20 protein-coding genes and 1 tRNA gene are annotated in these 24,905 nt (G+C 65.1%); 9 read left to right on the forward strand and 12 right to left on the reverse strand.

The window, feature by feature from the left end; translation table 11 throughout:
• Positions 1-2 precede the first annotated feature (2 nt).
• A complete protein-coding gene (locus M9921_10295) occupies positions 3-2,957 on the forward strand; it encodes an indolepyruvate oxidoreductase subunit beta (GenBank protein MCO5297235.1) in 2,955 nt (984 codons plus the stop codon).
• Positions 2,958-2,965: 8 nt separating this feature from the next.
• On the opposite strand, the gene M9921_10300 is transcribed toward M9921_10295, so the two are convergent.
• From M9921_10300 to M9921_10315, 4 genes are all read right to left on the reverse strand, one after another.
• The gene (locus M9921_10300) at positions 2,966-3,439 is read right to left on the reverse strand and encodes a hypothetical protein (protein MCO5297236.1); all 474 of its coding nucleotides are present in this window, start codon (positions 3,437-3,439) and stop codon (positions 2,966-2,968) included.
• 141 nt (positions 3,440-3,580) lie between these two features.
• Positions 3,581-4,393: an MBL fold metallo-hydrolase gene (locus tag M9921_10305; GenBank protein MCO5297237.1), complete on the reverse strand. Its 813-nt coding sequence runs from the start codon at positions 4,391-4,393 to the stop codon at positions 3,581-3,583.
• A gap of 123 nt (positions 4,394-4,516) precedes the next feature.
• Positions 4,517-4,939: a CBS domain-containing protein gene (locus M9921_10310; GenBank protein MCO5297238.1), complete on the reverse strand. Its 423-nt coding sequence runs from the start codon at positions 4,937-4,939 to the stop codon at positions 4,517-4,519.
• 45 nt (positions 4,940-4,984) lie between these two features.
• Positions 4,985-5,419, reverse strand: a complete 435-nt coding sequence (locus M9921_10315; protein MCO5297239.1) for an Hsp20/alpha crystallin family protein — start codon at positions 5,417-5,419, stop codon at positions 4,985-4,987.
• 206 nt (positions 5,420-5,625) lie between these two features.
• On the opposite strand from M9921_10315, the gene M9921_10320 reads away from it, so the two are divergent.
• The gene (locus M9921_10320; GenBank protein ID MCO5297240.1) at positions 5,626-7,965 is read left to right on the forward strand and encodes a glycoside hydrolase family 88 protein; all 2,340 of its coding nucleotides are present in this window, start codon (positions 5,626-5,628) and stop codon (positions 7,963-7,965) included.
• Here M9921_10320 and yaaA read toward each other — a convergent pair.
• Positions 7,962-8,171, reverse strand: coding sequence for a S4 domain-containing protein YaaA (gene yaaA, locus M9921_10325; GenBank protein MCO5297241.1), 210 nt, complete (start codon positions 8,169-8,171; stop codon positions 7,962-7,964). The two genes, M9921_10320 and yaaA, sit on opposite strands and share 4 nt — an antisense overlap.
• A gap of 29 nt (positions 8,172-8,200) precedes the next feature.
• On the opposite strand from yaaA, the gene M9921_10330 reads away from it, so the two are divergent.
• Complete coding sequence (locus M9921_10330) at positions 8,201-8,911, forward strand: DNA alkylation repair protein (protein ID MCO5297242.1); 711 nt, start codon at positions 8,201-8,203, stop codon at positions 8,909-8,911.
• Here M9921_10330 and M9921_10335 read toward each other — a convergent pair.
• A complete protein-coding gene (locus M9921_10335) occupies positions 8,908-9,684 on the reverse strand; it encodes a PEP-CTERM sorting domain-containing protein (protein ID MCO5297243.1) in 777 nt (258 codons plus the stop codon). The genes M9921_10330 and M9921_10335 overlap by 4 nt on opposite strands.
• A 112-nt stretch (positions 9,685-9,796) precedes the next feature.
• Here M9921_10335 and M9921_10340 point away from each other — a divergent pair, with 112 nt between their 5' ends.
• From M9921_10340 to M9921_10360, 5 genes are all read left to right on the forward strand, one after another.
• Positions 9,797-10,249 carry an SRPBCC family protein gene (locus M9921_10340; protein MCO5297244.1) on the forward strand — a complete coding sequence of 151 codons (453 nt, stop codon included), beginning with the start codon at positions 9,797-9,799 and terminating at the stop codon, positions 10,247-10,249.
• A gap of 86 nt (positions 10,250-10,335) precedes the next feature.
• On the forward strand, positions 10,336-12,864 hold the full coding sequence (locus tag M9921_10345; protein ID MCO5297245.1) for a PSD1 and planctomycete cytochrome C domain-containing protein: 2,529 nt from the start codon (positions 10,336-10,338) through the stop codon (positions 12,862-12,864).
• Positions 12,865-12,866: 2 nt separating this feature from the next.
• Positions 12,867-14,333 (forward strand): DUF1501 domain-containing protein, encoded by a 1,467-nt coding sequence (locus M9921_10350; GenBank protein ID MCO5297246.1) that lies wholly within the window; start codon positions 12,867-12,869, stop codon positions 14,331-14,333.
• 4 nt (positions 14,334-14,337) lie between these two features.
• Positions 14,338-16,398 carry a hypothetical protein gene (locus tag M9921_10355; GenBank protein ID MCO5297247.1) on the forward strand — a complete coding sequence of 687 codons (2,061 nt, stop codon included), beginning with the start codon at positions 14,338-14,340 and terminating at the stop codon, positions 16,396-16,398.
• A gap of 87 nt (positions 16,399-16,485) precedes the next feature.
• Complete coding sequence (locus tag M9921_10360; GenBank protein ID MCO5297248.1) at positions 16,486-16,737, forward strand: hypothetical protein; 252 nt, start codon at positions 16,486-16,488, stop codon at positions 16,735-16,737.
• 81 nt (positions 16,738-16,818) lie between these two features.
• Here the strand turns inward: M9921_10360 and M9921_10365 are convergent, their stop codons facing one another.
• Positions 16,819-18,162 carry a sulfatase gene (locus M9921_10365; protein ID MCO5297249.1) on the reverse strand — a complete coding sequence of 448 codons (1,344 nt, stop codon included), beginning with the start codon at positions 18,160-18,162 and terminating at the stop codon, positions 16,819-16,821.
• An 81-nt stretch (positions 18,163-18,243) separates the two neighbouring features.
• Positions 18,244-18,319 (reverse strand) — tRNA-Ala (locus M9921_10370).
• Between the two features lie 165 nt (positions 18,320-18,484).
• Between M9921_10370 and M9921_10375 the strand changes: the two genes are divergently transcribed.
• Entirely contained in the window at positions 18,485-20,344 is a 1,860-nt protein-coding gene (locus M9921_10375; GenBank protein MCO5297250.1) for a sialate O-acetylesterase, read from the forward strand.
• 1,892 nt (positions 20,345-22,236) lie between these two features.
• Here M9921_10375 and M9921_10380 read toward each other — a convergent pair.
• The 4 genes from M9921_10380 to M9921_10395 all read right to left on the reverse strand — a co-directional run bounded on the left by M9921_10380 (position 22,237) and on the right by M9921_10395 (position 24,754).
• Positions 22,237-23,247 (reverse strand): hypothetical protein, encoded by a 1,011-nt coding sequence (locus M9921_10380; protein MCO5297251.1) that lies wholly within the window; start codon positions 23,245-23,247, stop codon positions 22,237-22,239.
• Positions 23,248-23,331: 84 nt separating this feature from the next.
• Positions 23,332-23,802, reverse strand: a complete 471-nt coding sequence (locus M9921_10385; GenBank protein ID MCO5297252.1) for a PIN domain-containing protein — start codon at positions 23,800-23,802, stop codon at positions 23,332-23,334.
• A 3-nt stretch (positions 23,803-23,805) separates the two neighbouring features.
• Positions 23,806-24,276 (reverse strand): excisionase family DNA-binding protein, encoded by a 471-nt coding sequence (locus tag M9921_10390; protein ID MCO5297253.1) that lies wholly within the window; start codon positions 24,274-24,276, stop codon positions 23,806-23,808.
• A 55-nt stretch (positions 24,277-24,331) separates the two neighbouring features.
• Positions 24,332-24,754 (reverse strand): sulfatase-like hydrolase/transferase, encoded by a 423-nt coding sequence (locus M9921_10395; GenBank protein ID MCO5297254.1) that lies wholly within the window; start codon positions 24,752-24,754, stop codon positions 24,332-24,334.
• Positions 24,755-24,905: the final 151 nt, after the last annotated feature.

The raw sequence follows: 24,905 nt of genomic DNA on the forward strand, positions 1-24,905 counted from the left end.
CGATGCGACACGATCTGGTGCTGGCGGGCGTGGGGGGGCAGGGGATCCTCACCATCGCGCGCGTGCTCTCGTTGGCGGCCGAGGCCAAGGGCTTACACGTCAAACAAGCCGAGGTGCACGGCATGTCCCAGCGGGGCGGGGCCGTGTACTCGCACCTGCGCATCTCCGACGGCGAGATCTACAGCGACCTCATCCCGCGCGGGCGGGCCGACATGGTGCTGGCGGTCGAGCCCGTCGAGGCGCTTCGCTACGTGCCGATGCTGCGCCCCGACGGGGCGGTGGTTTCGAACAGCAAGGCCCTCACCAACATCCCGAACTACCCGTCGATCGAAGACGTGCTCGCGCACATCGGCGCGTTCGAGCGCCACGTCGCGTTCGACATGGACCGATTGGGCCGCGCGGCAGGAAGCCCATTGGCCGCGAATATCGCGGCGCTGGGCGCGGCGTCGCTGTTCCTAGGCTTCTCCGCCCACGAGTTGGAGGAGGCGGTCGTCGCCCTCTTCACGGCCAAGGCGCCGCGGGTGGTCGAGACCAACGTGCGCGCGTTTCGATTCGGGCGTCTGGCGGCCACGCGGTACACCGAGGCGCTGCAGCGCGGCGCCACGCCACGCGTCGCCCGGGAGTGGATCGAGTCGATGCCGCCCGAGGACCTCGAATCTCCGGAAGCCGAAGTTCCCACGGCCGAGGACGCCACGCGCCTCACCGGCGCCGAGGCGCACGCCTTCGAGAACCTGCTCCAGGAGGCCTACGAGGAGGAGCGCGCCCAGCTCTACGAGCACGAGGTGTACAACCTCATCGAGTTGGTGGGTGCGATCTCGCCTCCGCGCCACACGTTCGTTCCCCGCGGTTCGACGATCGACCCCGACGTGCTGGCGCAGTATCCGGGCGATCGCGTGGTGGTGAAGCTTGTGTCGCAGGACGTCGTGCACAAGACCGAGGCCGAAGCGGTGGCCTTTGTGGCGAAGCACCCGGACGCGGTCGACGAGACGATCAAGCGCCTGCTGGCAAAGGTCGGGGAGTCCGCCAGGGTCGCCGGCACGCTCGTCGTCGAGTTCGTGGAGCACGACACGCGGGGCCTGGGCGGGGAGCTTTTCGTCGGCATCCGCGCTTCGCGGGAGTTCGGTCCCGTCATCGCGGCGGGTCTGGGGGGACAAGACACGGAGTATCTGGCGACGAAGATGCGCCCCGGCGTGGCGGTGGCCAAGGCCGTGGCCATGGACACCGACGCCGAGACGTTTCTGGAGATGTTCCGTGCGACCGCGGCCTACGATGTGCTCGCGGGCAACGTGCGGGGGCACGAACGCGTGGTGTCGGATGCCGAGCTGCTGCGTTGCTTCCAGGTGTTCCTCTCGATCGCGCGCCGGTTCTGCGTGGACCGCGGCGAGGAGGGGCCCGATCTGGCCGAGCTCGAGGTGAACCCCTTCGCGTTCCGCAACCAGCGCTTGGTGCCCTTGGATGGTCGAGGCCGGTTGGGCACCGCTCCGGTCGCCGCCCCCGTTCGGCCGGCGGATCAGGTGGCGTGCCTGCTGAAACCCGGTTCCATCGCGCTCACCGGAGTCTCGAGCAAGCCCGGGAGTTTTGGGAGGATTCTTCTGGGGAACGTCTTGGCCGCGGGATTCGACCCCGAGCACGTGACGGTGGTGAAGGAGGGCGTGGAGTGCCTCGACGGGGTGCGCTGCGTGCCGTCTCTCGACGCGCTGCCCGGCCCGACGGACCTGCTGGTGATCGCGGCGCCCGCGGCCGCGGTGCCGGAGATCGTCCGAGAGGCGAATGGGTCGGGGAAGGTGCGCTCCGCGATCATCATTTCGGGGGGCGCCGGGGAGACCCCGGGTTCGGAGGAGATCGGTGCCGAACTTCGCGAGGCCATCTGCTCCGGTCGCCAGAGCGGCAAGAGCGGCGCGGTGTTCCTCGGTCCGAACTGTATGGGATTGCGGTCTCGCCCGGGCAAGGTGGACGCGTTCTTCCTTCCCGAAGACAAGCTGCCTCGATCTCGCGAAGGGGAGGGACGACCCCTGGCGCTGCTCTCCCAGAGCGGGGCGTTCATCGCCGCGCGCCTCAGCAGTCTGCACTACCTCGAACCGAGAGTCTCGGTGTCGATCGGCAACCAGGCCGACGTCACGGTCTCGGATCTGCTCAACACGCTCGCCGTGGGCGACGAGGTATCGGTCGCCGGCGTGTACCTGGAGGGCTTCGCGAACCTTGACGGGTTGGAGACCGTGCGCGCGATCGCGAGGTGGCGCGCGGCGGGGAAGACCGTCGTGTTCTACAAGGCTGGCCGCACGGAGACCGGCCGAAGCGCGGCCGCGGGCCATACCGCCGCCGTGGCGGGCGACTACGACGTGTGCCTCGCCGCGCTGGAGAGTGCGGGGGCGCTCGTGGCGCACTCGTTCCGCGAGTTTGGGCAGTTGCTGGAGGTCGCGGCGCTCGGCGCGGAGTGGAACGTGCGGGGGAGCCGGTTCTTCGGGATCACCAACGCGGGGATGGAGGCGGTGGGCATGGCCGACGCCCACGCCGATTGGACCCGGCTCGACGGGCCTTTCGAGGGAGTGCTCCAGGAAACGCTGGGTCGATTTGGGTTGGATGCTTTGGTTTCGGCACGCAATCCGCTCGACGTCACCCCAGCGGCCGACGAGGACGCGTACGATGCGCTCGTGCGTTTGACGCTCGATCGGGAGGACGTGGACGCCTTGGTGGTGGGCTGCGTGCCGCTTGCGCCGAGTCTGCGGACGCTCGAGGGCCAACTGGGGGACCCTGCGGCCTTTCCCGCTCGGGCGGCCCAGTGGCGCGCGTTGAGCGACAAACCGCTCGTCTTCGTCGTGGATGCGGGCCCGTTGTACGACCCCTTGGCCGCCGCGCTGCGGGGGCAAGGGGTTCCGGTCTTCCGCTACGCCGACGAAGCCGTGGCGGCGCTCGCCCGCTGGGTGGCGCGCGCTCCTTGTCTATGGCATGGAGCCTGAGGCGGCACCTACCGCATCTCGTGATCGCCGTAGAGGATCTGGATGAAGTTGATCTGGCCTAGGTGATACACGGTGTTCCAGTACGGGTACGCCATGATGTCCGCCATCGACTGGGTGATTCCACCGGCGAACGGGAGGACAATCTCGATGGCCAGCTCATCGTCGGGAAGCGCTCGAATCTCTGCGTACAGGGCCTCGAGATTTTCACGATAGCGGGTTTCGCATGTGGCGAGATCCCATTGGTCGCGCTCCTCCTTGGCTTTGGCCATCACCTCGGGGTCGAAGGGTGGAAACGACCTGGCCTTCAGCAGGGGAACGGCCCACATGGGCGACTGAGCGATCTCGCGAAACTGGTCCATCGCCGTGCGTCCCGCGTCGTTCACGCTCCACTCAAGCTTCTCGGCAGGCATGGCCTTGATGCTGTGCACGAAGTGATCTGCAGCGCCTTGGGTGAGGCGGATCATCTGATCGCGGTAGTTCATGACGCGAGGCTACCCGCGGATGCGAGGGCGCGGACGGGGGAGTTTCACGCTGAGGCGCAGGTGCGCGGAGGGGGCACGCGAAGGACGCGGCACCAGATCTCTCGATTGCGCTCGAGATGACCCGGGGGGCGGTGCGGGCCACTACAGGTCGAGTCGTTCCGCGACCCGCGCCCTTCCCCGTTCGTCGAACTCCAACCGGGTGGCTCCGACTTCCGGGTCGTGCTCGAAGACCACCACCCAGTTCCCGGCCACCGCCGCCTGGAGGAAACATGCTCGCTCCTCCATCACGGTCTGGGCGCACATGTCGTAGCCCATCGGATAGGGAATCGGGAGGTGGTGGGACGTGGGGATGAGATCGGTGGGGTACGCGAGGGTCTGCCCGCCGTCGGTGACCTTGACCCAATGCAATCCCCTCGTGTGGCCGTCGGATCGGTGCACCGTGATCCCGGGCAAGACCTCGTTGCCGTCCTCCAGGAGCCGGTGGTCCACCGCCTCGAGCACGTCGAGGTTCTCGGCGAGGTAGCTCGCCCTCTCGCGGACGTTGGGATGCCTCGCGTTCTCCAGATTCGCGCGAGAGACGTGGTGGACCGCGTCGGGGTAGTTGGGGACTGCCGTCTTACCCTCGAGGCGTGAAATGCCGCCCGCGTGGTCGAAGTGGAAGTGCGTGATCAGCACATCGGTGACCCCAGCGACCGGCTCGTAGGGCGTTGCTGGAAACTCGAAGATCGCGCGGGTCTTCTCGCTCCACTTGTCGCCGCACCCGATGTCGACCAGCATGCGGCGAGGCCCTTCCTCGATCACCAGGGAACGGGTCGCCATCAAGATGCGGTTGGCGTCGTCGGCAGGGGCGACCCTCGACCACATGGTCTTCGGCACCGCCCCGAACATCGCTCCGCCGTCGAGGCGGAAGAAACCGTGGTTGTGGGCTCGAACCGTGTAGCGGCCTATCTGCATACGCCAAGGCTACCGCGGCGCGCGCGGGACCCCGAAATGCGAAAGGGAGCGTTCCAGCCAATTCCAAGCCGAAGCTTGGCCTGACCGAAACGGCTCCCTTCGCCTCGGCGCGAGCCGAGGGGCTTATGCGTACGCCATCTCCTTTTCCAGGATGCTGGCGACCGCGCCCATCTCCTTTCCAACGAGCCGCAGCACATCGTCGACCGTGAAGAAGCCCGTCAGGTGACCGTTGGAATCGATCACCGGGAACCGACGGATCGGTTTGCCCCGGGCTTGTTCGAGGGCCTCGTAAAGGCCGAGGTCCTCGCTCAGGATCGTCGGGTTGCGGGTCATGGCTTCGGAGACGCGCATCGTTCGCGGGTCTTTGCCTTTGTTCATCACGCGAACCACAAGGTCGCGATCGGTGAGGATGCCCACCGGCCGACGTTGATCTACGATGACCACGCAGCCGATGTTGCGCTCCTCCATGGCTCGGGCCGCTTCGATGACCGGCACATCCATTTCGAACGTCGCTACGTCCTTACGCACCATTGTCTTGAGACTCATGGCGATCCTCCTTGGCGGCCCGAGCGGTGGGTCCGCCGAGCGTTGTTACTTCTCGATACGGCGCACGGGCACATGGTGCGACTTCGCACCCTTCGCCTTCGGCACCATCACGGTGAGCACGCCCTTCTTGTACTGGGCGTCCACCTTGTCGGACTCCACGGGGAACTCAAGGTTGAAGCTGCGCTGGTACGAACCGAACGTGCGCTCCATGCGCACGTAGTCGTCGCGCTTCTCCTCCTTCTCGAGCTCCCGCTGCGCGCGGATCGTGAGCCTGTCGCCCACGACCTCCACGTCGATGTCCTTCTCTTCGACGCCGGGCAGGTCCATCACGAAGGTGAGGTCCTTCTCGGTCTCGAGGATATCGACTTGGGGCTGATTCGCCCAGCGCGCTTCATCGGCATTGGGCCAGAGTTCATCGAACATCTTGGCCAGCCTGTCGGCGTTGCGGAACGCCGGCCATCCCTGGTAACGGGTGATCATTGTCGTTCCTCCTCACGCTCGCGGTGTGGCTCAATCGCCAAGGAGGACCCTTCCGCTCGTCTCTCGTAGGGGGCTCTCCCAGAGGTCGAGCCATGCGCGAGCGTCATCCCCATTATGGTCCGACAAGAGGGGTGTTTGCAAGGTCCAGGCGGTGGAAAACGGTCAGCCCAAACCACCAACCACAAACCACAAACCCATAATGAACCGTGGTCTCACTCTTGCTGTTGCTCGCCGCCAGCCCCTTCGGCCACGACCACTACGTGGCGCAAGACAGCGCCTGGTGCTGGTTCGCCGATCCCCGGGCCCTTTGGGTCGATGGCCGAATCGTAGCCGGAGGCGTCTCCTCGCAAGGCGACCTCCTCGTCAACCGCTACGACCCGAGGACGCACACGGCCCAGACCGCAACGCTCGAGAAGGGATTTGAGCGAGACGACCACGCCGTCCCGGCCCTTCTCCCGCTGCTCGATGGCCGCATCGCCGCGTTCTACTCCAAGCACACCGGGAAGGACCTCTGGATGCGCGTCTCGGAGCGAGCCGGCGATCCCACCGCCTGGGGCGCCGCCCGCAGCATCTCGCCCAACGATCCGAACTACAAGGGCCCGAAGGGCGCCCTGACGACCTACACCTACCCGAATCCGCAGCGACTCGCTTCCGAGAAGAACCGGATCCTCCTCTTCTGGCGCGGCATGAACTGGAAACCCACCCTGAGTTGGTCGGACGACGATGGAGAGACGTGGGCCACAGGCCGAATCGTGGTGTCTCCGGCCAACGAGGACACCAACAACCGCCCCTACGTGAAGGTGGCGGGCGACGGCCGCTCGCGCGTGCATCTTGCGTTCACCGACGGGCATCCGCGAAACGAGCCCACGAATTCGATCTACTACGCCCGGTACGAGAAAGGGGCGTTCCACCGCATCGACGGATCGCTCCTTGCCAGCCTCGATAAACTGCCGTTCCGTCCCACCGATGCCGACGTGGTTTACGACGGTCGCGCCGAAAACGTACGGGCGTGGATCTGGGATATCGCCGACGATCGTGGAAACCCGGTGATCGTCTACGCCCGGCTGCCCGGCGAGGACCACCATGTCTACCGCTACGCGTGGTGGAATGGTCGCCGATGGGTGGACCGGCTGATCACGGATGGAGGGAAGTGGTTCCCCACGACACCCGAAGGCAAGCGCGAACCCGAGCCGCACTACTCCGGCGGCGTGGTGCTGGACCCGCAGGACCCCCGCTTCGTGTACCTCTCGCGGCCCATCGACGGGCGCTTCGAGGTCGAGCGCTGGTTCACCCCCGACGGGGGCGACACGTGGAGTCACGTGGCGCTCACCGGCAACAGCAAGCACGACAGCGTAAGGCCTTTCGTGCCCCGGGGCACCCGCCCGGCCACAGGCCCCGTCGCGGTGTTCATGAACGCGAACCGCTACGTGCACTACACCGACTATCGATCGACGCTGCAGGCGGCGGACGAGGATCGCGGGCCCTGGAGCGCAAACCAACCCCGTCGGGTTCTCGATGCCGTGTGGCGATGGGTGCGAAGCAACCCCTCGCCCTATACGAAGACCGAGTGGATGCTCGCCCCCCTCTACGCCGGGGTGCTGGCGTACGCCGATCAGACCGGCCAGGACGAACCGAGCGAGTGGGTGCAGAGCATCGCCGAGGGCTTGTCCTGGAAACTGGGACCAAGGGAGTTCATGGCGGACGACCAAGCCGTGGGACAGGCTTACCTCTCGCTCTATCATCGGGACCGCAAACCGGAGCGCATCGAGGCGGTGAAGAAGTGGGCGGATGCCCAACTCGCCCGATCGCACGACGAATCCCTCGAGTGGAAGGACGGCATCCACAACCGCGAGTGGGCGTGGTGCGACGCGCTGTTCATGGCGCCGCCCGTGCTGGCGATGTTGGCGAAAGAGACCGGCGACCGGCGCTACCTGGAGCTGGCAAGCCGCCTCTGGTGGAAGACGTCGGACTACCTCTACGATCCGAGCGAGCGGCTCTTCTTCCGCGACAGCCGCTACTTCGAGCCCCGGGAGGCGAACGGAGAGAAGGTCTTCTGGGCGCGAGGGAACGGGTGGGTGCTCGCGGGCCTCGCGCGCGTGCTCGACGCGATGGCACCGGACGATCCCTTGCGCGCGAAGTGGGTGGAGCAGTTCCGGGCCATGGCGTCGCGGATTGTGGAGATCCAGCAGCCGGACGGCATGTGGCGTTCCAGCCTTCTCGATCCTGGGTCCTACCCGGCGAAGGAGACGAGCGGCACGGGGTTCTTCTGCTACGCGCTCAGCTGGGGCGTGCGAACGGGCGTGCTGCCCGAACCCAAATTCCGAACGGCCTCGGACCGCTCCTTCGCCGCACTGGTGGGAGCCGTGGACCCGAACGGCCGTCTGGGATGGGTGCAGCCCATTGGCCAGGACCCGCGGACGGTGAAGGCGAGCGATACGGATACGTTCGGGGTCGGAGCCTTGTTGCTGGCCGGAACGGAACGGCTGCAACTGTCCGCACAAACCACAAACCACAAACCACAAACCACGACTCACAGGGGCGGCTAATCGATTCGGATCTCCGTCCCGTCGGCAAGCACGACCACGTCTCCCGAACGGAGTTTGCGGCCGCGGCGGTTGTCCTCCTCGCCGTTGACCCTCACGCCACCTTCGGCGAGCAACGCCTTGGCCTCGCCGCCTCCACCCACGATGTGGGCGGCCTTGAGGAGTTGCCCCAGGGTGATGTATTCGGTCTTCAGAGTGAAGGTCTTCACGGTTGCCAAGAGCATACTTAGGTGTGGACGTGGAGGCGGTTGTCGAGCAGGTTCGCATGGATCTCTTGGAGGTCTCCAAGCCGGGGCGCGCCGAGTTTGAGAAGCGGTATCTCAAAAGCAGTTTGGAGTTCATCGGCGCGCCGGTGCCCGAACAGGCCAAGCTCGCCAAGGCGCTCTGGCGAGCGATCAAAGGGTGTTCGCGGCAGGAGATGTGGGGCCTCGTCGAGGCGATGTGGAAGACCCGTGTCCACGAGATCCGCGGGGTGGCGTTGGACTTGTTGGCCCTCGCTCCTGCGCTCGTCACGAAGCGCGATCTTCCGCTCCTGCGTCGCTGGGTGATCGAGTCGAATGGCTGGGCGCACGTCGACACGATCGCCACGTCGATACTGCCCGCGGTGATCGCCGCGGACCCATCGGCGCTTACGGTGATGGATCGCTGGGCACTGGACGCCAACTTTTGGGTCCGCAGAGCCGCGATGCTGTCGCTCCTCCTGCCACTCAGGCGCGGTGACTTGGGCCAATGGGAGCGTTTCGTCGCGTACGCCTCTCCCCAACTGGGCGAGAAGGAGTTCTTCATCCGAAAGGCGATCGGGTGGGTGCTCCGCGAGACCGGCAAGCGTCAACCTCAGGTCGTCTTCGAGTTCCTGATGGAGCACCGGAGCGCAGTCTCGGGATTGACGCTCAGAGAGGGTGCCAAGTACCTGCCTCCTGCGATGCGAGCCGACCTAGGACTTCCCTAGGACTGCTTTCGCGAGGCTCGTCGCCGTCGGTACGCCGCCCCGAGGCCCATGGTTCCCAGCGCCATCGTGATCGGCTCAGGAACCGGACTGTTGGTCATCGCCACCAAGCCGATGTTCTGCGAGAGCTCGGGGCCGCCTCTAAGGGCGACCGTTGCGCCGCTGGTGACCGAGATGTCGTGGCCCCAACCGTAGGTGAAAGTGGTTACGCCGGCATGCAGAGGATGGACACCCGCATCGACCGTCACATTGAGCGTGCTCGACGGATCGATCCAGGCACCCCCGATGGAGATGCCATAGAGCGAAGTCAGGCTATTCCATGCGGCGGATTCAGCAGCCGCATTTCCAAAGTCTCCCGTCCCGCAGGCCAGATAGACCGATCCGCCTCCTACAATGTAGGTTGTCAGCGCGGTCAGGTTCGCGGCGACATCCGCGCGACCGATGGCGCCCGCCAAGAACACCGCATCGTAGGCCTGAAGCTGAGCAAGGGTGAACGTGGTCGAGGTGTCGGTGGTGAAGGAGTAGCCTGCCGTGGTCAACGTGGTAGCAAGTGTCGTCCCATTGAAGAGACCGTTATTAGACTTCCGAAGGATGCTCCCGCTCGAGCCGATGAGCTGCTGAGCAACGTTGTTGGCAAACGCGTTCGTGGACGCGGCGTTGTTGGTGAAGGCGTAGTCCGAAAGAGACCACTCGTCGCCACACACAATCAAGCGCCCCTGAGCCGAGGCCAGCGACGCGCCCGCAACGATAATGAGACAAACTCCCAGCCCTTTCATGAACCGATCCTCCGCAAGTCCGAGGCTCCATCGTAACCCAATACGATGGTCCGGCGGTGATCCTCAGTCACAAACCCGCAATTTTGCGGGTTTGCGCCTTCATAATCACGTTGTGGCCACCCTTGAGGTCCTGACCGCCATCGCCGCTCCCCCCTCGGTTTGCTTCGACCTCGCTCGTGATATGGATCTCCACACGCGCTCGCTCAAGGGCTCGGGAGAAGAGGCGATCGCCGGGATCACGACGGGGCTGATCGGGATGGGCGAAGAGGTGACGTTTCGCGGGCGCCACTTTGGGGTCTCGCTCACGCACACGTCCCGCATCACCGCGTTCGATCCGCCTCGCCACTTTCGCGACGAGATGGTGAAGGGTCAGTTCCGCACCTTCACCCACGATCATCTCTTCGAGACCGATGGGGAGGGTACGCGGATGATCGATCGAGTCAATTACGAGGCGCCGCTTGGCGTCCTTGGGCGAATTGTCGAAGCGCTGGTGCTGAACCGCTATCTCGAACGCCTGTTGCGACAGCGCGGGGAAGCGATTAGGCAAGAGGCTGAGAATCGCTGAAGATGTGCCATATTGCCGCAGAGGGCTCTATGCGGGGTGGACTGACCTTCACGGCTCCCAATTGCGTCTTTCGGGCACTGCTCCCGGTGAGCTTGGCCGTGTTCGGTGTGTTGGGTTTGGCGGTGCCCTCGCAAACGCCTCAGTCCCCATCGCAGGTGGGTTTCGCGGACGTCCAGTCCCTCTTCAAAGCCCGATGCATCGGTTGCCACGGCGCGGCCAGCCCCTCGGGAGGCCTGGCGCTCGACTCCTTCGAAGGCGTGATGCGCGGGGGAGCGACGGGCCCGGCCGTCGTCGCCGGCAAACCCGACGCCAGCCTCTTGATCCAACGCGTGAAGGGAACCGACGGCAAGCCGCAGATGCCGCTCGGGTTCGCACCCCTCGGCGCCACCGAAATCGCGACGCTCGAAAGGTGGATCGCGGCCGGATGCCCCAACCAGGTCGCGGCCGGACCTCAGCACTGGGCCTACGTGGCGCCCGTGCGCCCCTCGCTCCCCCCCGTGAAGACCCCCGGATGGGTGCGCAATCCGATCGACGCCTTCGTGCTCGCCCGCCTCGAACGAGAGGGGCTCAAAACCTCCCCCGAGACCGACCGGGCAACCCTGATCCGTCGCGTCACCCTCGACCTCACGGGTCTGCCTCCCACCTTGGCGGAGGTCGACGCGTTCCTTGCCGACGCGTCGCCCGGCGCCTACGAGAAGGTCGTGGACCGCCTCCTGGCCAGCCCGCACTACGGCGAGAAGATGGCCCTGCCGTGGCTCGACGCCGCGCGCTACGCCGACAGCAACGGCTTCCAGATGGAGGGCGACACCTACCAGTACGTGTGGCGCGACTGGGTGGTCCGCGCCATGAACGCCAATATGCCGTTCGACCGGTTCACGCTCCTGCAGATCGCCGGAGACCTGATGCCGGGCGCAACGCAGGCCACGCCGGAAGGGCGCGACATGCTCATCGCCACCGGCTTCAACCGCAATCCCATGCTCAACGGCGAAGGCGGCGCGATCGCCGAAGAGCAGCGCAACGTGCTCCTCTTTGACCGCGTGGACACCACGTCCACCACGTGGCTCGGGATCACCATGGCGTGCGCCCGCTGCCACGACCACAAGTACGACCCGTTCAAGCAGCGCGACTACTACAAGCTGCTCGCCTACTTCAACAACGTGCCGGAATCCGGGGTGCCGGAAGGCGGCGTGCCGTACAGCATCGCCAAACCGTGGATCTACGCCGGGACGCCGGAGCAGATGCGGCGCCTCCACGCGCTGGAGGCGCAGTCGGCCGCTGCGGCCAACCTGGCGGCGTGGATGGAGCGAGCGCCCGAGACCCGGCGCGCGGAGGCGGAGTGGCTGTCTGGCGCGAGCTCCGACAACGGGCTCCCCGAAGAGATTCGAAACGTGCTCGCCGTCAAGGATCGCTCCCCAGAGCAGGCGAAGAAGCTCCACGCGTACTTCATGGACCATGGCCTTGCGGGCGAATCGAAGGCGCGTTGGGAGAAGGCCAAGGCTCTGAAGGCCGAATTGGCGGCGCTGAAGGCCGCGCTGCCTCGCCCGATGGTGATGTCCGACCAGCAGCCTCGCGTCACGCACATCTATTCGCGTGGCGACTACACCTCGCCCATGGACGAGGTGGCGTGTGGGACGCCCGAGCCGCTGCCGCCGGCCAAGGGAGACGTTCCGCCCAACCGGCTGGGTCTGGCCAGGTGGATCGTGTCGCGCGACAATCCGCTCACGGCCCGGGTGCAGGTGAACCGGTACTGGCAGACCTTCTTCGGCCACGGGCTCGTGCGCACTCCGGAGAACTTCGGCGTCCAAGGCGAACCTCCGACGCACCCCGAGCTGCTCGATTGGCTCGCGGTCGAGTTCATGGAGTCGGGTTGGGACGTGAAGGCGATGCATCGGCTGATCGTCACCAGCGCGACGTATTGCCAAAGTTCGAAGCTCCGCCCGGATCTGCAGCAGCGCGACCCTTCCAACGCCCTGCTGGCCCGTGGCGCCCGGTTCCGCCTGCCGGCGATGCTGCTGCGCGACGAGGCTCTGGCGGCCAGCGGATTGATCGACCTGCGGATGGGGGGCAAACCCGTCTATCCGTACCAGCCGACCGGCATCTGGGACGGGCTCGGCATCACGGACGAGCGCGACTTTCGCTACCCGCAATCCAAGGGTGCGGACCTCTATCGCCGCAGCCTCTACACCTTCTGGCGGCGCACGGCGGCGCCCGGCAACATGTTTGATGCCGCGTCTCGCCAGGTGTGCACCGTGCGCATGTCCCAAACCTCCACGCCGCTGCACGCGCTGACGACCCTGAACGACACGACGTGGGTGGAGGCGGGCCGCGCCCTTGCCCAACGGGTCATGCTCGCCGAGAAGGATCGCCAAAAGCGCCTCGCCCTCGCGTTCCGGCTCGTATGCGCAAGGACCCCCGATGCGCAAGAGATGGCCGTGCTGAACCGCGGGGTTCAGCGCGGACTGGACTACTACCGCGCCCACCCCGACGAGGCGGCGCACTACCTCTCCCAGGGCGACTCCGTTCGCGACAGCCGCCTCGCAGCCCCGGAACACGCCGCCTACGCCGCCGTGTGCCTTTCGATCCTCAACCTCGACGAGGCGTTGACCAAGGAGTAACGATGAACCCCTTCTTCGAGCGAGACCTCCGACTTTCCCGCCGCCAGTTCTTCTCGGCCGGCGCCAAGGGGTTGGGTGCGGTGGCGCTGACCTCGCTCCTTGCGCGCGACGGCCTCGGGGCGTTGCTTCCAGGCACGCATGGAACCCAGGGCCTTCCGGGCGTGCCGCACTTCACGCCCAAAGCCAAGCGCGTGATCGTGCTGTGGCAAGGGGGCGCCCCGTCGCAGGTGGATCTGTTCGACTACAAGCCCGGACTCGAAGCGCACCGCCTGGAGGAGCTGCCGGCCTCGCTGAGGGAGGGGAAACGGCTTTCCACCATGACCTCGGGGCAAGGCAAGTACCCCGTGTTGCCCGCGATCAAGCCGTTCCACCAGCACGGAGAGTCCGGGATGTGGCTCAGCGACCTGCTTCCCCACACCGGCTCGATCGCCGACGAGATCTGCCTCGTGCGCTCGATGCACACGGATGCCGTGAACCACGCGCCGGGAGTCACGTTCTTCCTCACCGGAAGCCAGATTCCGGGCCGTCCGAGTATGGGCGCCTGGGCGGTGTACGGGCTGGGGAGCATGACCGACGAGCTGCCCTCGTTCGTGGTGATGACGTCGAGCGACGAGAAGAAGACGTGCGGGCAACTCTTTTACGATTACTACTGGGGCAGCGGGTTCATCCCCTCGAAGTACCAGGGCGTACGGTTCCGGCCCGAGGGCGACCCGGTGCTCTACCTCTCCAACCCGCCGGGCATGACCCCCGAACTGAGGCGAGGCGTGCTGGACGACATCGCGGAGCTGGACCGCAAACGGCTGCAGGATTACGGCGATCCGGAGATCGAGACCCGTATCACGCAGTACGAACTCGCGTTCAAGATGCAAACCAGCGTGCCCGAGCTGACCGACATCTCCAAGGAGCCGAAGGAAGTGTTGGCGATGTATGGCCCCGACGTGGAGAAGAAGGGCACCTACGCGCACAACTGCCTTCTGGCGAGGCGACTGATCGAGCGCGGCGTGCGGTTTGTCCAGCTCATGCACTCGGGTTGGGACCAGCACCTCAACTTGGATACGCAACTGGCGCTGCAGTGCCGCGACACGGACCAGCCCTCGGCGGCGCTCGTGAAGGACCTCAAACAGCGGGGGCTCCTCGACGACACGATCGTGCTCTGGTGCGGCGAGTTCGGGCGAACGGTGTTCGTGCAGGGCGACATCAAGAAACCCAACGGGCACGGCCGCGATCACTTCGGCTCGTGCTATAGCCTGTGGGTCGCCGGCGGCGGATTCAAGGGCGGTCACGTCTACGGCGAAACGGACGACTTCAGCTACAACGTGGTGAAGGACCCGGTGGGGGTGCACGACATGCAGGCCACCTTGCTTCACCAACTCGGGATCGACCACGAGCGCCTCACGTATAACTATCAAGGTCGGAACTTCCGACTGACGGACGTCGCGGGCCAAGTGGTGCCTGGGCTGCTTGCCTAGAACGATGACGATCACGCTGGCGGCATGGACCGCGATCACCTTCGCCCTCGCTGCGAGCGCGGCGGCCTCGTGGGAGGAGGTTCAACCCGGGGTCTGGCGGACGCAGGTCGGCAAGCGGGACCGCCCCACGCTGACCGAAGCCGCGGAGTCGCAACCGCGGGCCGACCGGCTCTCCGAGATGCCCACGGGCGCACTCCCGTTCGAGGTTGCGAGCGTCCGGTTGGCTGCGAACAAGGACTATGCCACGGCCCAGATCCCCCTCCAGCCGGGGGAGCGGATTTTCGGGTTGGGATTGCAGATGTCGGGCAGCGACCGAAGGGGCGGGGTTTACCACCTCCAGGTCGACCACTACGCGTCGGGCCACGATCGCCTCCACGCCCCGACGCCGCTTTACGTGAGCAGCCTGGGGTACGCGGTGTTCTTCAACACGTCGCGACCCATCAACGTGTACGCGGGCGTGGGAAACCGCCTCGACGATCCCGATCGGCCGCCGTTCCGAGATCGGAACACGGACCGCAAGTGGGACGCGCAACCCGATAGCGGGAAGGTCGAGGCCAGCGTCCAGGCGCCGGGCCTCGAGGTTCTCGTGTTCGAGGGTCCAACCCCGATGGATGCGCTGCGGCGCTACAACCTCTATTGTGGGGGTGGGCCGATGCCGCCCCGGTGGGCGCTCGGGTTTTGGCACCGTCTGCGTTCGCTGGCAACCGCCGAGGAGGTGGTGGCCGAGGTGGACGAGTTCCACACCCGCGGATTCCCGTTGGACGTGGTGGGGCTCGAGCCCGGGTGGCAGTCCCGTTCGTATCCCGGCACGATGGAGTGGAGTCCCGAGCGCTTTCCCGACCCCGCGAAGCTCATGGCCGCGATGGCGGAGCGGGGTCTGCACGTGAATCTGTGGGAGAACCCGTACGTGGCGCCGGGGTCGGACCTGTTCCGGCAGTTAGGGACCAAGTTCGGCTCCCATACGGTGTGGCTGGGGGCGGCGCCCGACCTCTACGACCGGAAGGCCGCGGAGATCGTCCGGGCCTTCCACAAGGAGCACCACCTGGCGTTGGGCGTGAGCGGCTACAAGATCGACGAGGTCGACGGGTTCGACGTGTGGCTGTGGCCGGACCACGCCACGTTTCCTTCGGGGCCTTCCGGGCTCCAGATGCGCCAGATCTACGGTCTGTTGTGGCAGAAGGAGATCGACCGCATGTTCCGCACCGACGGGAATCGGACCTTCGGGCTCGTGCGGGGTTCGAACGGAGCGGCCAGCCGATTTCCGTTCGCCATCTACAGCGACACCTACGATCACCGGCAGTACGTGACGGCGTTGACCAACAGCTCGCTGGCCAGCGTGCTCTGGTGCGCGGAGATCCGGTCCGCGGGGACGGGGGAGGAGTGGGTGCGGCGCATGCAGTCGGCGTGTCTCGCGCCCATCGCGCAGTTGAACGCGTGGGACAGCGGCAAGAAGCCGTGGAGCTTCCCCGAGGTGGAGAAGCAGGTGCGCGACACGATGCTGCTTCGCGAGTCGCTGGTGCCGTACCTCTACACGACGTTCTCGCAGTATTGGCGGGACGGCGTGCCCCCGATACGTCCCATGTCGCTGGTCGATGGCGGTTTGGAGACCGACCAGTATCTGCTGGGAGACGACCTGCTGGTCGCCCCAATGTTCGCGGGCGAGAAGTCGCGAAGCGTCCGTCTGCCCAAGGGCAAATGGTTCGACTACCGAACGGGTCGGCTGGTCGGATCGGGCGAGACCATCCAGGTCAGCCCCTCGTTGGACGAGATCCCCTTGTTCGTGCGGGAGGGGGCGGCGGTGCCCACCTTCGAAGGCGTTTTGAACGTCGCGCACCTGGCGTCCACGACACCGATCTCGCTGCGATGCTACGGCCCCGGCCCGTGGCGTGGGTGGCTGTTCGAGGATGACGGCGTGGGTTTCGGGTTCGAGAAGGGCGCGTTCGGGCTGTTCGAGCTGAAGGTCGTCGGGGACAAGGCGACGCCGACGCATCGGGCCGGAGGAGTCAGGGAACTGGCGCGGCCCGTGCGAGTGGTGCGAGTGGGCGGGACTGCGCCACACCTCTGATCGCTCAAGAAACCGTCAGAGAGGGAGCGATCCCCTGCCTCCGCACGCAGAAAGGAGTGGGGACCCGTGGTCCCCAAGGAGATTGCCATGAAAGAAGTGGAAGTAAGCCTTCCGAAGATCGCGTTGGTGGCCGCAACACGCGCGATGCTGGGGGCGGGCGTCGCACTGTTGCTGGGTCCGAAACTGCCGAACGAAGAGCGCAAGGCGATCGGCAAGAGCCTTCTGTGGGCGGGATTGCTTTCAACGATTCCCCTGATGGCCAGCGTCCTGCACGGGCGAAAGGAAACGGGTGAGGCGGCGAAAAAGGAAACCCGGGCCCCCATCGCCCAGGCGAGTTGATCCCAAATCCCTAGCGTCCGCTGAACGAAGGCCGGCGTCTACCCGGCTTCAACTCGTACGCGCGCGCCCTCTCGGCGGCCATCACCCACCGGCCGCATAGACGAGTTCGCCCAGCCGCTTCCGCATCTGATCGAGCGTCTTGCCATGGCCGGGATCGTTCGCCAGGTTGCGAAGCTCTCGCGGGTCCTGCTTCAGGTCGTGGAGGAACTCGAAGACCGGCTCTTGCTCGAAGTAGCGGGCGTAGACGGTGCGCTCGCCGCGGACCCCTTCCCACTTCGGAATGTCCGGGTTCACAAGCAGGTGCTCGCAAAGGAAGTCCTTCCGCCAGGATGGTTTCTTGCCTTGCGCCAGCGGCACGAGGCTGCGGCCTTGGAAGCCCTTGGGCAGCTGGACTCCGGCGTACTCGAGCAAGGTCGGGGCGATGTCGAGGTTCAGCGCCATCTGCTCCACGGACCGTCCTTTCTGTTCCGGGTGGCGGGGGTCGATGACGAGCAGGGGAACCCGAAGCGACTCCTCGTAGTGCACCCACTTGCCGGAGAATCCGCGCTCGCCGAGGAAGTAGCCGTTGTCCGACATGAACACGAGGACGGTGTTCTTGGCGAGCCCGAGTTTGTCGAGTTCGCTGGTGAGGCGTCCGATCTCGTGGTCGATGCCGGAGATCATGCGGTAGTAGGAGCGCACGTTCTTGACGTACTTTTCCGGTGTGTCGAATTGCCAAAACCAGCGGATGCGGTTCATGGCCTTTTGGAGGAACGCGGGCTCGGCGTTGAAGATCCGCTCCTCTTCGGGGGGCGGGACGGCGATGGGGACATCGTCGTACAGCCCGTCGACGGTCGAGGGCCACGGGTAGAGGTTGTCGAGGCTGCCGTCCTCGGCGTGGGGACTGTTGAAGCTGACGGAGAGGCAGAAGGGTTGATCGGCCGGCTGCTGCTCCAGGAACTCGATGGCGCGGTCGGTGGCGATCTGGTCGATGTGGCGTGTCTCGCCGTTGGGCTGTTTGCGCAGGAAGGGGTAGCCGATGGGTGAGAGGACGTCAAACATCTTCGCGTTCTCGCCCTTCGCCGTGGAGATTCCGTACTTACCGATGAGGCCCGTACGGTAGCCCGCTTGGCGGAGAAGGGCGGGGTAGCTGCTTTCGCAGAACCGCTCGGCGAGCGGCGGCGTGCCGAAGTTGAAGTGGTGCGCGCGCTCGTAGCGGCCGGTGAGGATCGACGCCCGGCTCGCGGCGCAGATGGGCGTGGTGACGAACGCGTTGGGGAATCGGACGCCTTCGGCGGCGAGGCGGTCGAGGTTCGGGGTCTTGAGGAAGGGATGGCCCAGGTACCCCGCGGCGTCGAACCGCTGGTCGTCGGTAAGGATGAAGAGCAGGTTGGGGCGTGGCGGAGCCGCTGTTCCCGTCCAGACGGCACTCAAAGCAAGAATCACGCAGTTCAAAGCATCCTCCCAGCTTTTCGACGTCCCAGTGCGGCCTCTGAGTCAGGACGTGCCGAGTCGGCGAAAGGAAGATGGTGGAGACAAGGGGGCTCGAACCCCTGACCTCTTGCATGCCATGCAAGCGCTCTCCCAGCTGAGCTATGTCCCCACGAACGGCTTTCATTTTACCGCACCCGGAACGGCGCGGCTTGGGCAACTCGCTTTCGACGGTTGGATCGCACCTCTCCACCGTTGTCAAAGGGCGAGCGTCGCGGTCGCCGGGCAAGGCGAAACGCGGGTGGCCGGGCATACTGAGCCTTCGAGTTCTTCGACCATGAAACACACCGTCCTGATCGTAGCGTCCCTCTTGCTGGTCCCCGCGGCTGCCTCTGCCGGGCCGCGGCAATCCGACACGAAGACCGTGCGCGTGTTCATCTTCGCGGGGCAGTCGAACATGGTCGGTTCGGATTCGAAGGTGAAGGACATCCAGCGCTTCCCGCCCTTCGTTGGCCTGGACAAGCCCCAGGACAAGGTCCTGTTCTCCTACAACATCGGCCGCGAGCAGAAGCGAACGTCGAACGGATGGGTCGCGCTACAGCCGGTGGACGAAGTCGTCGGTCCCGAGCTCAGCTTCGCCCGGAAGGTCTCGCAGGAGACGAAGGCGCCCATTGCGATCATCAAGTGCGCCTCGGGTGGCACGACCTTGGGCGCGGATTGGAATCCGGACGATCCCAGCGGCTACAAGCTCTACCCGCTGGCCCTGCAGCTGGTCCGTTCCTCCCTGGCGGAGCTGGACCGGCGGAAGGTGGCCTACCGCATCGAGGGCTTCATGTGGCACCAGGGCGAGAACGACATGTTCGACCAGGAGTTCAAGCCGAACTACGGCAAGAACCTGAAGAACTTCCTGGCCAAATGGCGGCGCGACCTCCACACCCCGAGTCTGAGGTTCTACATCGGGGAGCTTTGCACCAAGACCGTCTGGGGGATGGACAACCGCGAGAACATGGACGCCATCCGCGTCGGGCAGAAGGCCGTCACCGACTCCGATCCGCTGGCGGAGTACATCCCGACCTCTCACGACGCGGTGGAGATCGGCGGCGGGGCCGGGCTGCATTACCACTACGGAACCCTGGGGCAGCTCGAACACGGGGTGAACTACGCCGACGCGTACCTGAGAACGATCGGCAAGAAGCCCGCCCCCGAGCGCACGCTGAAGACCCTGCCCTATGCCAAGGGAAGCCCCGTCAAGCTCTTCATCCTCGCCGGACACCGCAACATGGAGGGCGAGCGCGCGTTCGTTCAGGAACTGCCCGGGTTGCCGGGAGGCGCGGCGCTGGCCAAGGCGAACGACAAGATCGCGTTCCGGTACAGCATCGGGGGCCGCTACAAGACCTCGCCAGGCTGGGTGCCGCTGAAGCCCGCAGGCTTCTACGACACCTTCGGTCCCGAGCTCAGCTTTGGCCGAACGCTGCAGGCCGGGGGGATCGGCAACATCGCGATCGCCAAGTTCACCCACAGCGGCTCGCAGATGAACGACTGGACTCCCCAGGGGACGACTACCCCCGACCGGAACCTCTATCCGAAGTTCATCGCCTTCGTCCGAGAGTCGATCAGGGAACTCGAGGCCAAGGGGCATCCCGTGGAGCTGGCCGGCATCTTCTACCACGTCGGGGAGAACGACATGTCCTTCGGCGCGTACCGCAGGGACGCGGCCAAATGGCTGAAGGCCACGGTCGAAGGGAGCCGCCGGGATCTGGGGCTCCCCTCGCTGAAGTGGTTCGTCAGCCAGCAGCCGCCCATCGACGAGAAGGGGCTGAACGCCATCGACGTGACCGCGGATCTCGATGCCCTCGCGGCCGCCGACCCCGCGTTCATCCACCTCAAGGCCTTCGATCTGCCACCCCAACCCGAGCAACTGGTCGTGACCACGCCCGGGATCGTCCAGTTGGGGGAATTGCTTGCCCGAAGCTACCTCGACCGCAGGCCGGAGCCGTTAGGAACCGGGATTGCTCAGCGCTCCCCGGGAGTTAGGGAAGGGACCTCTACCCCGGAATACGGGCGGTGGCTTCTGCCGCCCCACAATCTCCCTGACCGCGGTGGCGACTGGATCTGGCAGTTCGTTCCAAGGGACGGGCCTCGCGTGATCGTCGACCTCAAAATCCGACAGAACCGCTTCTTGTCCGGCCCGGTCTGAGTAGCGGACGCGAAGATGGAACTGCTCGACCTGGCCCATCGCGTAACCTGCCGCAAATGGGCCACCGTATCGAGCGATGGCGCTAGGTGACTCATAGCCTGCGATGTCGCTTGGCGACACGCCTCGAAAGGGAACCACCGTCTCGCCTCGCCTGATAAAGGCGATCGGAGTTGGCGACCTTAGGTTCTCGAGCGAAATCTCGGTGTCCCCCGGGATTCCCGACGCGAAGGTCACAGTGGGTTCGAGAACCACCCGTCGAGGTTTTGAGGGGTCTGAATAGTCGACGCCAGCTTGAATCTCGCGGGAGAATGCCCACTCCGCGATCAACTCCTTTAGGCGCGGGGGCGCCTCGCCGTACCGCAGGGTCCGGCCGCCCTCAAGGGCTCTCACCTGGTCATCCGTAAGGGCTCCAAAGACGCGGACACCCTCCCAATCGGCCGTGAACTGCATCAGCGAAGGATAGGCGCCCAAGAACTGCATGGGGATCGCACCGAGATGCCCTGTGCGCTCCTGCAGGCTTTGCGCGAAGGCTGCGTAATCTCGCAACGTAGCGCGGCCTTTCGAATCCACCGCTCGGGCAAAGACCCCAAGCGCCTCTCGGTTCGTTTGAAGCCTTCGGGCACCTACCGGGTCGGTCGGACGGCCTAGCAGCCACCCGTCCTCTTCCCGCAGCGCCAACCCGTACGGCCTCGCCTCCAAAAGCCTCTCCACGTCGCGGCAGCGCAAGGGCCGGCTCGCCGCCGCGTTGAACGTGAAGAACTCGCTGTCCGACACCCACGCGATGAGGGGCCTTTCCCGTACCCGTCCGACACCGATCAGACAGTCGGATGCGAGCAGTTGCAGGGGGTCGTGGGCCACCGGATCGAGCAGCACCGCCCGCAGGTCCGCGGGCAGGTGAATCTGCTTCTGGCCGAACACCTCGTTGAAGCAGACGGCAAACTCCGAGGAGAGATGAGAGAGGGTGATGGGCGAATCTCCAGCAGGGTCCTTCTCCTGCCCGCTTTCCCTCGTGATCCTTGGGAAAGGGAGTTGCCAGATTGCGACGACCTCGCCCACTTCGGGAGACCCGGGCTCGACGAGAGCCAGTTCGAAGGCAATGTTTCCGGGTCCAACCTCGGTCGCGATAACCCTGAAGTCCGACTCTGGCGGCACCGGGTCCCGCCCCCTTCGCAACGGCGTTCCGATCGGCAGTATCCGTCCGTCGGGGTCCTGCTGAGCCAGCTCTTTTGCCCAGAGAGACTGCTCCTTTCGCATCTGATCGAAGATGGCTTCGGCGCCGGTGCCCAGCCTCCCCTGCTTTGAAGTTGGGTGAAGGGAGAACACGCTGCGCCGACCGATGTTGGCCAATGCTTCAGGGGGGATCGTTCGAACGAGCAAGGCGAGGGACCTGCTCATCGGAGAACGGGCAATCGACGAGGCGTAGGCGCCACGGTACGTGTCGTTCGTCGGTTCGGCGTCCATCTGGCCGCGCAGGACGAGGAGGTTCTTGATCGTCGCCCGCGCCTCGTCGTCCGAGAGCCCAGCGTCGTCAAGCTTCGGGCCACGTTCCAGTGCCGCATTGATCGCTTGAACCCGTCCCTTGAGCGAGACCTTCTCCTCCTCCTTGACGTCGTCCGAGGTCTGGGATAGGACCCTGTAGCCTTGTCCGTCGCGCCAATGGGCACCTACGACGGCAGCGAGTCGATCGAGGAACTCCTCGACCGGGACACTCTGAACTGCTGTGACGAGGATTTCGGAGGCGAGCCGGTCGTCGCATCGGAGGTCGCCTCCGGTGCGGTCGCTCACTTCGAGAAGGAGTCGGCGCAGGGAGACTGCAGGGCGTTCCAGGGTTAGGGATGGGGCGGGGGCGCGTGCATTCCCCACGGCGATCAGGGCCAGGCAACAGGCCAGCATTACTCTTCGACGGCCTCCGGTCGAATGGGAGGATCGGCAAAAAGCTCTTTGATCCCGAGGCTTCCCGGAACGAAGGGCAGGCTCGATGCATGGCCTGCCTCGTCGACGACCTCGAAGGTATCGCCTGCGTGCATTCTCGACAGGACGTCCTTGATCGAATAGCCCTGATAGGCCTTCGACGCCTGCTCGAGCGAATAGGACTCCGACCTGAGCTTGAGATTAGTCGGCATCGAGTTTGGATCGTCGTGGCGGAACATGGTAACCACGGTCTTGGACGCCATCGGCGCGAAGCCGGCCCAGGTTCGCGTGTATTCGAACGCAATCGACTGTAGCGGCTGCGTCGGACTCACTGCATAAAGCGCGCTAAGGCGGGGACCCGACGGGCCCTCGGTCGCCTTCACGAAGCCGACCAGGTAGGACGGGGGATCGAGGTTGCCCGGTTGGTAGTAGACGTCGGCGCGGTGGGGGCCTGGTGGCAGGTGGAGCTTTTCGTACAGCTCGGGATTGGCGTTTGCTTGGAACAAGGGCGATCCAAGTATGGATGTGCCGAAGAGGGGCGGATGCTGGATTCCCCCAAGCTGCTTGCCTGTGTGCACCGTCAGGTGCCCTCCAAGAAAGGCATAGGTTCGGATTCCGTTGTAGTAGACGCAAACCTCCGGCATCCGCGCCGGTTGCCCAGCCTTGGCCACATACGACACGCGGCGCCCGTCGATGGCGAGGACCACGGAGTAGCTCGCGGTCGATTTGGGATGCTGGGGCGCCACCTTGTCGGACGGGTCGTACGCGTCGACGACGACGTTGTAGGTCAGCGTATAGGCACCAGCACATGGGCGGCGTGTTCGCAACTCTTCATAGGCGGCGTTTGAGAGGCCTTGAGGCTGCAAAGGGGCAGATTCGGCGCGATGCCCAACTTCGACGAAGCGAGGCTCAGCCGCCAATCCCAGCCTTTCCACACAGGCGCCTTGATGCGCAATCAGCAAAGCAATCAGAAATGCGAGCACGTGGGTCATTACCGAACCGTGGCATCCGATGCCAGGGGACTATTATGCGTAGAGTGTACATCGGTTTGGGTTTGTTGCGGAAGACCCACTCATTCACTCTCTCGAACGAAGGCGAGCGAACCTGGACGTCAAGTGTCTCCGAAATCGGTCGTTGAGCACCTTCAAATAATCTCCCGGATGCGTCGCGTTGATTCCCCAAGGGTCGAGCGCATCCGGCTTGAAGTCCTTCACGTTGAAGGTCGCGATCGTCTCGGTCTTGGAGTGAATCGCGGCCGCGAGCACATGGCGGTCGTCGGGATGATTCGTGCAGGCTGGAATGATGTGCTCGAATCCGGAGACCATCGCTTCCGGAAAGACCTCTGTGGCGGCTTGGATGCGTGAGTCGGCCAGTGCCTCGGGCCAGCCCAGTTTGTCGATGAAGACCCTGCGGGTTTCCTGCCAGATCGGTTCGGACCATCTGGGCAAGAGAAGGCGCGGCTCTTCGGAGAGCCGCAGGAAGAGATCCGAGACGGCTGCTTCAGCAAGGACGCAAGCGTCAAGGACGACTGGGAAGTCGGCCCTCAATGGCTACTTCTCCGAACCTTCACGCTCCAGTGGGACGTGCCGATCGTAGACGCCCGCCTCGACGAGTTCATCGGTCATCGAATCCAGCTTCGCACGCCTGGCGATGCTTCGATCGTGTTGGAAACGCACCAGGTCCTTGAAGAAGACTCTTCGATGGGTTCCAGCATGGTGGAACGGAATCTTGCCGTCCTCAAGGAGTCGAACAAGGTATTGCCGAGAAACACCGAGAAAGTTCGCAGCCGCTTGCGTGGTGAACGCCTCATTCTCGTGCATGAGGAACACTGCCTCCTTGCGCTTCATCGCTTCGATGACGGCGACGAACAGGTCGTTCAGCACTTTGGGCAGCGCGATCGGGTCGCCGTTCGGCCCGATAAGCACCGGGCGGGCACCTCCTTCCACGACCTGAAGGAGATTCTTCAACTGCTCGTCCGACATGTCAGACGGTCCGATTCGGTTCTCTACGAGTGCGCTCATAGTTCCATTATTGCCTCTATTCGCTATAAACGCAACTAGTAGGGTTGCGGGTTCCTTAGGTTCCCTCGAAGAACGTCAGGCCGACATGGCACTTGCCGGTCATCGCCGTGGCGTAGCCCTGGGTGCGAAGCATCTGCGGCAACGTGAGCTGGTCCTTTGTGATGAGGCACGGTCCGCCCACGCCTTCGAACACGCTGCGGTAGGGGATGCGGAAGGTCATCCGGCCCGTCAACAGGCCGTACCGGCTGGGCGTGCACACCGTGGAGGGCGCGTGCGCGTCGGTGAAGCGCATCCCCTCGCGCGCGAGCCGGTCCACGTTCGGGGTGGCCACTTTGGATTCCGAGTTGTAACAGCGCAGATCGCCGTAGCCCAGGTCGTCGGCGAGGATGACCACGATGTTGGGTTTGTCCGGCGCAGGGGCATGGACCGGGTCCGGCGAAGCGAGCGTTCCTGCGAGAAGGGCAAGGGTGAGCATCATGGTCGGCGGCGATCTTCTCCCACCCCGTCAGATTCCACTCGGCATGCGAAGGTCCTTCCCGCACGAGCGAGTACGGAGCGCGGGGACGTGTTGACGATCCGCCGGTGATATGATTCGGGGCGGAGATCTTCTTTGAGTTGCATCGTTCAGT

This window comes from Fimbriimonadaceae bacterium (genome assembly GCA_023957775.1).
GTDB lineage: Bacteria > Armatimonadota > Fimbriimonadia > Fimbriimonadales > Fimbriimonadaceae > JAMLGR01.